This window comes from Intrasporangium sp. (assembly GCF_040414665.1).
Lineage (GTDB): Bacteria > Actinomycetota > Actinomycetes > Actinomycetales > Dermatophilaceae > Intrasporangium.
Genome location: NZ_JBEDUL010000171.1, coordinates 1 through 8593 on the forward strand (window position 1 = coordinate 1; position 8593 = coordinate 8593).

Annotated in this window: 9 protein-coding genes and 1 pseudogene; 2 read left to right on the plus strand and 8 right to left on the minus strand. The window is 66.7% G+C overall.

Going from position 1 to position 8593, the window contains the following annotated elements:
• The 5 genes from ABF401_RS19235 to ABF401_RS19255 all read right to left on the minus strand — a co-directional run.
• The coding region (locus ABF401_RS19235; protein WP_353511206.1) for a tyrosine-type recombinase/integrase at window positions 1-280 on the minus strand (280 nt) is incomplete at its 3' end.
• A complete protein-coding gene (locus tag ABF401_RS19240) occupies window positions 238-654 on the minus strand; it encodes a tyrosine-type recombinase/integrase (RefSeq protein WP_353511198.1) in 417 nt (138 codons plus the stop codon). The genes ABF401_RS19235 and ABF401_RS19240, both read right to left, overlap by 43 nt.
• A 572-nt stretch (window positions 655-1226) precedes the next feature.
• A complete protein-coding gene (locus ABF401_RS19245) occupies window positions 1227-1637 on the minus strand; it encodes a PIN domain nuclease (RefSeq protein WP_353511199.1) in 411 nt (136 codons plus the stop codon).
• Entirely contained in the window at window positions 1628-1849 is a 222-nt protein-coding gene (gene vapB, locus ABF401_RS19250; RefSeq protein ID WP_353511200.1) for a type II toxin-antitoxin system VapB family antitoxin, read from the minus strand. Before vapB ends, ABF401_RS19245 begins: the two co-directional genes overlap by 10 nt.
• 534 nt (window positions 1850-2383) lie before the next feature.
• Window positions 2384-2602, minus strand: a complete 219-nt coding sequence (locus ABF401_RS19255; protein ID WP_353511201.1) for a hypothetical protein — start codon at window positions 2600-2602, stop codon at window positions 2384-2386.
• A 523-nt stretch (window positions 2603-3125) separates the two neighbouring features.
• Here ABF401_RS19255 and ABF401_RS19260 point away from each other — a divergent pair.
• Window positions 3126-3596 carry a DUF3592 domain-containing protein gene (locus ABF401_RS19260; protein ID WP_353511202.1) on the plus strand — a complete coding sequence of 157 codons (471 nt, stop codon included), beginning with the start codon at window positions 3126-3128 and terminating at the stop codon, window positions 3594-3596.
• Between the two features lie 160 nt (window positions 3597-3756).
• On the opposite strand, the gene ABF401_RS19265 is transcribed toward ABF401_RS19260, so the two are convergent.
• On the minus strand, window positions 3757-4665 hold the full coding sequence (locus tag ABF401_RS19265; RefSeq protein ID WP_353511203.1) for an alpha/beta fold hydrolase: 909 nt from the start codon (window positions 4663-4665) through the stop codon (window positions 3757-3759).
• 61 nt (window positions 4666-4726) lie between these two features.
• Here ABF401_RS19265 and ABF401_RS19270 point away from each other — a divergent pair, with 61 nt between their 5' ends.
• The gene (locus tag ABF401_RS19270) at window positions 4727-5281 is read left to right on the plus strand and encodes a TetR/AcrR family transcriptional regulator (RefSeq protein WP_353511204.1); all 555 of its coding nucleotides are present in this window, start codon (window positions 4727-4729) and stop codon (window positions 5279-5281) included.
• Between the two features lie 297 nt (window positions 5282-5578).
• On the opposite strand, the pseudogene ABF401_RS19275 reads toward ABF401_RS19270, so the two are convergent.
• Window positions 5579-6136: pseudogene (locus ABF401_RS19275) on the minus strand (NYN domain-containing protein).
• A 168-nt stretch (window positions 6137-6304) separates the two neighbouring features.
• Entirely contained in the window at window positions 6305-7003 is a 699-nt protein-coding gene (locus ABF401_RS19280) for a hypothetical protein (RefSeq protein ID WP_353511205.1), read from the minus strand.
• Window positions 7004-8593: the final 1590 nt, after the last annotated feature.

Here is an 8593-nt window from a genome sequence, read left to right on the forward strand (position 1 = left end):
CCGGGATCGGTGCACGATCGCGGTCGCGACCCTCCGCCGCCGGTGTGGGTGGTCGCACCGGCCGTGTGCCCGCACCGCCGGCGAAGACCTGGGCGTCGATGACCTCCGCGGCCCGGCGGTACTGGGAGGCGAGCCAGTCATCGGCCAGGTGCAGATAGATCCGGGTCGACTCGATCGAGGCGTGCCCGGCCTGGGCCTGGACGGCCTCCAGAGGCATCCCGGCCTCCCGCAGTCGGGTCAGGCAGGTGTGCCGCAGCTCGTGGCAGGAGGCGTGCGCCAGCCCGGCCCGTCCGCGGGCGCCGTCGAGGAGCTCGTCGAGGGCCGTACGCGCTCAACGGCCGACCCCGCCGGGGCCGCTTCAGCACGAGGAAACACGATGTCGGTGTCGGCGTCCGCGGGCCGTTCCTGCTCGAGGTAGGCGGCGACATGCTCGAAGAACCGGGCAGAGATCGGCACCAGCCGCTGGTGACCACCCTTGCCGTGGGCGATGAAGACGCGACGCTCGGCCACCCGCAGGTCCTCCAGCCGCAGCCCGAGCACCTCGCAGCGGCGCAACCCGCCCAGCAGCATCGCGGCGACCATGGCCCGGTCCCGGTGGGTGCGCAACGCCCCGGTGAGGGTGTCGACCTCGGCCGGGGTCAGAATCCGCGGCAACGTGCGTCGCGGGGCGCGGACCAGTGGCACGCCCTGGGTGGGGCGGCCTCGCTCCCGACGGGTGGGCAGACCCCGCGGCACCGGGTTCGAGGCGACCCCCCACGCGCGGTCAAGAACGCGAACAGACCTGACACCGTGGACAACCGGCGACGCACGGTCCGCAGCGACACCCCCGATGCGTCAGCCGGGGCGGGCCCGACGAGTGGGTCGGGAAGGCTCGTCATGCCGTGGCGTTGCGCGGTGATGAACCCGAGCACATCCATCGCGGTCACCACCTCGACCGGCTTGTCCACCACCGTCAGGAACACCCTCAGGTCGAACCACGCCGCGAGCACCGAGTTCGGCCGGCAGCGTCCCGACAGGAACTCCAGGTACGCATCAAACCAGCGGGCCCCCGAACCGCTCGGGCAGACCCAAGTTGGGCGGCGGAATCACACACGGCAGAACACGCGACATGCGGGGCCTCCTCGAGGAGCGGCGGACAGCCCCAACCTAGGAGCGCCGATGACCACGAAAGATCACCCACATATCAAGCATGAGCGCGAACATCAACCCTCGAGGCGGTCGGGGCCTCAAGCGCGGAGCCGCTCGGTGTGCTGGCCGGTCAATTCAGCGATGAGCTCGAAGTCCTTGTCGAGGTGCAGCACGGTCAAACCCGCGAGCTCGGCGATGGCCGCGATGAGCAGGTCCGGGATCGACGGGGCACGGTGACGGCCTCTGTCAGCCAGCAGCAACTGGACCTCGAGTGCTCGGTCTTCGATCGCCGGTGTCAGGTATTCGACCGGCATCACCGAGATCGGCGGGGTGCCGAACACCGAGCGCGCGTCGGCAGCAGTCCGCGCCGAATACCCGACCTCCAGTCGGGTCATGGTGGTGATCCGGACGAGGCCTCGTTCGATCCGCCGAGCCCACTCCTCTGCATCGGGACTTTCGCCCAACCGGACCAAGGCAGACTTGTCGATCAGCCAGTCCGTCACCGCCACGCGTCGTCCATCGTCTGGTCGTCGGTCAGGTCGGAGAACCTGTTGGCGAAGGCACGGAGATCTTCGACCGAGACTGGCCCGGTCGCGGAAGCGGCGTCGGAGGCCAGTCGTCTGCGGATGTACTCGGCCCGGGATAGCCCGAGTCGGGCCGCATGGGCATCCACGCCAGCCAGCACCGCGTCAGGAACGTCGCGAATGAGCACGTCAGCCATGTCCACCACCTCCTCGATATCTGATGATATCAGCAGCGATCCTCCCTCGTTCGAATACGCCGCTGCTCGGTCTCGCCACCATCGGTGGAGCGACGCTGGGTTTTCTGGGCGAATGGCTGCTCCGCGGCGAACGCCATCACGGATGGGGGCAGCTTCGCGATGAAGAGGCGATGGCCGGAAATTGGCCGGGTACACGCGGCAAATCAAGGCCCTTGGTGAACTCCAACGGTCAAGCAAGGCGTTGTGGGGCAACGGAATTGGTGATCCAAGGTGGCGTGCGTCCGCCCTTTAATCCGCCGGTCGTCGGTTCGAGCCCGACGGGGCCCACCACACGTTTGTGCAGGTCACAGGCCGTTTCCGGCACCGAGACAAGGCCTCCCAAGCCCCGGAACTGCCCGAGATGATGTGCCACAAATGTGCCACACGCGGTGTGGAACGCCTCCGATTGAGCCGGGCCGCAACCAGGCTGAGCAACGGCGACGCCCAAACCGGCGGATTGTCCGGCGGCTGTCCGGACGTGCCCGGGGGCTCGCCTCACACCAGGAAGCTGAGGGCGTAGTGGAACCAGCCCAGCAGCGGCAACCCTGTCCACCAGTCCACCCAGATGCCGTGCCGTCCCAGGGCCTCGCCCCGCCCGCCTGCATGCTGCCTGGCGTCGGCGACCTCGGCCCGCCAGACGTGCCAGATCTCGTTCCCGCCCCCCATCTGGTCGAGAGTGGAGTTCTGCATCCCCATCAGCCAGATGGTTCGCACCTCAACACGGCACCGAGGAAGACCGAAGAATCCGAACGTGGTCTCCTCAACCGCCGCCAAGGGAAAGCTGTAGACCCGCAGGGTTTGCGCACCTCAGCCATCCCGTCCTTGACCCTGACGCTCGGCCGCGACAGCATGACGCGTCCCAGCATGGACAGCGCGAACGTCCACGAAGCGTGCAGCACGATGTCGACAGGCGTCATGGGGTCGGCATGGGTGAGAGCCGACCGGTTCAACAGCACGGTGTCGAGCGCGAGAAGTCCCCAGGCGACCAGCGCGCCGAAGAACCAGTTGGACCCATTCCGAAGGTGAACTACTCCGGTGCGCGGGTCGCCGAAGTTGTGCCGTCCGATCTGCAGATCGCTCGGACGCCCGGCCGGCTGCCACCCGCTCGACTCCTCCACGGCTCGGAGGCTACCCGCGCATTTCAGCGCCCGCCCATAGAGCCCGGCGTGCCGGCTCCACCTGGCGGTGGTGCGCCGCCAGAGCTCCGGACACGAGCCGGGTTGCTACCGTCAGGCCCGTGCCCCGCAGGAACGTGCCTCACAGGAGGTCGAGCAGGTTCGCGGCCATCGTCAACAGCCCAAAGGTGGTCACCTGGCTGCTCGTGCTCGCCGCGCTCGGATGTGGTTCTGGCGCCTTCGTCGCACACCGTGCCGCCACGACTCTGCAGGACCAGGGGCAACAGACCGTCGGCGAAGTGGTCGACGTGCATGACGCCCTCCGAGGTGACGGCTACGTCGTCATTCGCTTCCAGGACACAGCCGGACGCGAGATCACGGCCGAAGTAGGAAACTACCGCTGGGACCCACACCCGCAGGTCGGCGACCGGCCGGCCATCCTCTACGACCCCGCTGACCCTGCCGGCAACGTCGCCGATGTTCGCATGGGGCCAGACCTATTCTCGGTCTGGGCCCTCCCACTGGGCGGACTGCTGGCGGCCCTCGTCTGGCCGACCTGGACCGGCCGCCTGGACTGGGACAAGCTGGGATAGGATCCCGCGCGATCGATGCCGAAGCTCGCCAGATGGAATATCACGGCGCTGCGTCTTTCGCCCATTGCGGCAGCGTCACCCTGCCCCACTCCGCCCACTTAGACGCAGTTTCAGGAGTGTCCACGTCCGAGGGGATGGCTAGAGGACGTGCAGATATGCGTCATGGGGCGCGTTCGAACCAGTCGAGGGCGAGGTCGGCGACGGCTTGGGGGGCGTCGTCGGTGATGAAGTGCGCGGCGTCGTCGACGTAGGCGAACTCGATGCGATCGGCGTACCTCTCGGGTTGCCGGCAGATGCGGGCCATGAGCTCCTCGGTCGTTGGGAAGTCGCGGCGGCCGAACATGATGAGGGTCGGTACGGTGAGTCGCCGGCGGCGGTGGAGGCCGCGCATCATGCGCATGGCCTCGGGCAGGACCATGCGGCGCACGAGGGGACGCACCGCGGCGTCGATGTCAGGTCGGTGGAACTGGGCGAGGTAGGCGCGCACGGTTGCCTCCGACATGGGGCGGGCGGCATACCGCTCTGAGAACGTGCCGCGCAGCGAGGCGCCCGGGCGGTGCCAGATGAACGGGGGCAGGTGCTGGAAGGCGGGGAGGAGCTTCGGGCTGAAGGTGAAGAAGGCCGGCCACACGGAGAGCTGCACGGCGGCGCGGACCCGCTCGGGGTGGTCGTAGCACAGTTGCATCGCCGTGATGACGCCCATGTCGTGGGAGACGAGGTGGGCGCGGTCGATGTCGAGGGCGTCGAAGAGCGCGAGCAGGTCACGCAGTCGGGTCTCGCGCTCGATGCGCGGGTCCTTGGCCTCGGTCCAGCCGGCCCCACGCAGGTCGGGGCACAGGACGCGGTAGCCGGCTGCGGCGATGACGGGTGCGACGGCGTGCCACTGCCACCAGTGCTCGGGGAATCCGTGCAGCAGCACGACCGGCTCGCCCTCGCCGATCGCGGCGACGTGCGTGCGAAGGCTGGGCGTCTCGATGACAAGATGCTCGAAGCCGGGAGCCTCCGGCAGCGGCGGCACCCAGGCCGAGACGTCGACGGAACGGGTGATGCTGGACTCCGGTGTGGCCATGGGGACGCTCCTCGCGAGAACGATACTAGATTTATAGTAGGACTGTGGGAAGGAGACGTCCATGCCTGCCGCCACCCGGGAACGGGCGATCGAGGCGGCCGTGGAGCTGCTCGGCGCCCAGGGGGTGCGCGCGCTCAGCCATGCGCGGGTCGACGCGCGGGCTGGCCTGCCGCCTGGGTCGAGCTCGAACTGGTTCCGCACCCGCCGGGCGCTGCTCGGCGGGATCGTGGACTGGATCGCCGAGAAAGAGCGCGCTGACTTCGACCCCGCCGCGATGCCGGTGATCACCCATCTCGACGAGCTGATCGAGGGCTTGTGCGCGATGGTCGAGCTGCAGTCCGGGCCGTATGCCGCGCGCACCCGCGCCCGGTACGCCCTGTTTGTCGAGCTCGCCGGCGATGCCGAACTCGGCGAGCCGCTACGGAGGCAACGCCGCGAGTTCGAACGTTGGACGGAGCGGATCGTCACGGCGGTCGGCATCACGGACCCGGTACCGGCAACCCGAGCCGTCATGGCACTTGCCGATGGACTGCTCCTGCACCGGCTGACCGTCGACCCTGATCTCGAGGTGCGCCCAACCATCGAGCGCGCGATACGCGCCCTTGCCAGGTCCTGACCAACGCTCCCGCGCAGCCAAAGCAGACGCTGGGACGTGCCTTCCGATGTACGACGCAGCCGCTCCGACTGCGCCGTTCGCGGCGTCTCCATCACGGCAAGCCGTAGAGCAGTTCGGACGGTAGGCGCCTCGTCACGGTGCTCTCGGCATAGGGCTCGTTCCGAAGTGGCGAACTCTTGTCGGGCCAAGACGGCCACACCGCAACGCTTGGGCACGGGCCGCGAATCTGGTGTCTCGGATCTGCGTCTAGTCACCGCGTCCCCCTGTCCCGCGTGCTCGATCAGGCGTGCCTGTGCCTTACAGGAAGTCCGCGGGATCGAAGTCCTCGATCGCGATTATCCGCACGCGCGGCAGCGGTTCTTTGAATGCTTGAACCTCGTACTCGAGGTCGAAGGTGGATAGGCCATTTGCACGAGCGGCAAGAACGCGTTGCTACGAAACTCCTGGAACCCCACGACACCCACCCGCCGGCCGTCAAGGAGGTCCCGGATCTGGTCAACGAAGTCCCCGTCATTGCTGACAAGGAGCACATCCGCGTGTCGGCGCCGAATCTCCACCAAGGTCCGCTGGATGGCGATGTCGACCACTTTCTCGTTGCTGCCGCCGGAAAGCGGGACAGGTCGATAGCCAATGGCCACCAATGCCTGAATAAAGGGCATCGGGAGCTCGTTGTTTGCCGAGAGGAAGAACAGCCCAGCGGCTGGCTGTCCCCAAAGCCTCCGTGAACTGCAGCAGTCGCTCCCACCGCGGGCGTTCCTCGGGTCGGGGACGCCGTCCGAGAATGGAGGTGCCCAGAGTGGCGTCGATGTTCTCCCCATCGACTAGGACGTACGTGATGGCAGGAGCTTCACCCATGATATCGAGCCTACGGGCGGCCAGCTGAAACGTGGGAGTCGACCGACAATCTGCAGGACGCCTCCCCCAGCACAGGCAAGTGCCCCGCCACCCGCGTCACACCGCCGCATGTCGACCGCCTTGGTAGCCGTAGGTACCCGTAGCGCCACCACCCGAGAGCCAGCGCAGCTACTCGATTGAGATGTAAGCCTTCAAACTGTCGAACGGCGCACTTCCTGGAGAGAGAGGTATGTCGATCTCGGTACGAGCATCGATTTGGACGGGGCCACCAACTGGAGCGATGTCGCGTGCTTGCTGCGAGCGACCCGCCTGCGGCTGGTGCCAATGGATGCCAACGAGGCGCACCACGTAACCGTTCGCACCAGGGTTGCGCACCCGTGCAGCGTGGGCGTCCCACGCGTTCTCGGCAGGTCTTCCCTGAGCGTCCACGTAGTCGACCTCGGGGTAAGTCGTACCTTTGTCCTTCATGGTTTGTATCGCTGTGGCCGTGACCTTGACGTCGACCACGCGCTCGGAGCCAGTGCCCTCGAACCTCAGGATGTCGAAGACCTCATAGTTTGCTGGCACCACAACTAAGCCCTTGTCGCTTCCGAAGACCGTTGTCACCGACACGGCACTGAGCGGATCCGAGTTCGCGTCGAGAGCCTGAAATGAGAGCGTGGGGATGGCTGCCAGGTCGTGCGAAGGATTGGTGATCGAGATGGTTTGGTCGATTGAGCCGGTGTCAGCGATTCGGGAGTACGCATAGCGCAGGTCGACCTCTGTGCGCGCGGACTGGCTGGCGCTTGCTGCCGCGTCCCTGACCGGGCCGTCGGCCGGATCGCTACCAGAAGGGGAGCAAGCGGCCAACGCCCACGCGAGCAGCACGACTGAAACCCGTGACCTAAGCACAGGCAGATCCTAAGCGCTCTCCTGAGTTGGGCCGCCCGTGCGTTGTGCCGGAATCGGGCGGGCGACTGACCCCGCCAGCAGGCGCTCCCATGCTCACGGACCCGCCAATGACAGCGCGAGTCTCAGTGGGCTGAATGTCGCTCATGTCTACGGGCGAGCGCGCAGGCCTGGTGAATCTCCTTGGCCGAGTGAGGTCCGTGGATCTGATTGAGGCAGAGCAGGATGATGCGCTGAGGGACCTGCGGGCGCGCGTTCCCCGCCCCAGGGTGTCCGGTGTCATCTTCTGGCCGATGTCGGAGGGATTCGACGGATGAACTGACGTCCGAGAAGGTCGTAGACAGCGCGCTTGCGTACCAATCCATCGAGCTCCGCGGTATCCACGACGAGAGTCAAGCATCATTGGCACCCTGTCGGTCGCCAACTGCTCATCGAGTCGGCCGTCTCCGAAAGGGCCAGGTCGGCTTGACGGCTTGGGTAGGTGATGTTGTGAGGGATGGGTCAAGTTTGGGTCGCGTCAGGCTACCAGTCCTGCTGTGGTGACGAGGTCGCTGATAGCCGCCCGGTAGGCACGATCGGCGGAACAGAGCTTGGTGGTGAATTCGATTGGGGTGGAGACGATCTGGGAGAGAGCGTCGCGTCGCGCAGTACCGCAGTCGAAGAGCCACATTCTCGCGCGTAATGGGCTCTTCGGCTCTGAGCGTGGTTGAGGGTCCCGGTCTGGCGCTCGGGGCATAGACGGGCCGAGGGTTTCAGGATCGGGCGGCGGCAAACTGCGTAACTGGAGCCCGACGTGGATCACCGTACGTGTGCCTTCGGCGTGAGCCGAGTGGCGCGCGCCGACTACTGTTCAAGCCAGCCGGATGTTCGCACTTGACGTGCTTGTCGATGACGCGTGTGCCGCCTCCTTGCCAGGCAGAAAGGGCGGTCAGGGGGCAGCCGGGACTCGACGTCCGCGTATGGCACAAGTGGCGGATGGACGCCCACTACCGGGGCAAGCTGCAGCCTCTCGCCCCTGACTCTGGTCGCTTGATGTCCCCGCTGCCTTCTGGATGGCGAGGTCGTCGGAGGACGAGGAGAGGAGGTCGCCGTGGCACATTTGTGGCACCCAATCACCGAAAGCGACGCGTCTCGGGGTCAGGGAACGAGTACGAACCACGCACGAATCCGCGGATGGCGAAGCGCTGGTGCGGTTGGTGTCCTGACCTAGAGGAGGGGGGAACTCGCGACCTGCGGCATGACAGATGTCACTGAGTCGTCGACATAGCCCCAGACCACGTACACCCCGTTCACAAAACGCCATGGCCACCTGGGGCTTCGACAAGCCGGTCATCGCCCTTGACGGTGCGTTGAGCCTCACCTTGGCGGTGCATTCCTCCTGAGCGGCGATCGCTGCTGCACGAAATGCATCTGACGGCGCCGACGGAACGGACCGAACTCGGGCAGGTTGGGAGCGATGGGGGCGTAGACCGGGATATCCTGACCGGCCGCCGCTAGCACTGGCTAACCTGGCCCGACGCGCACAGCGTCAATGGCGCCAAGCGGGACCGTCGTCGTGAGCACTGAGCC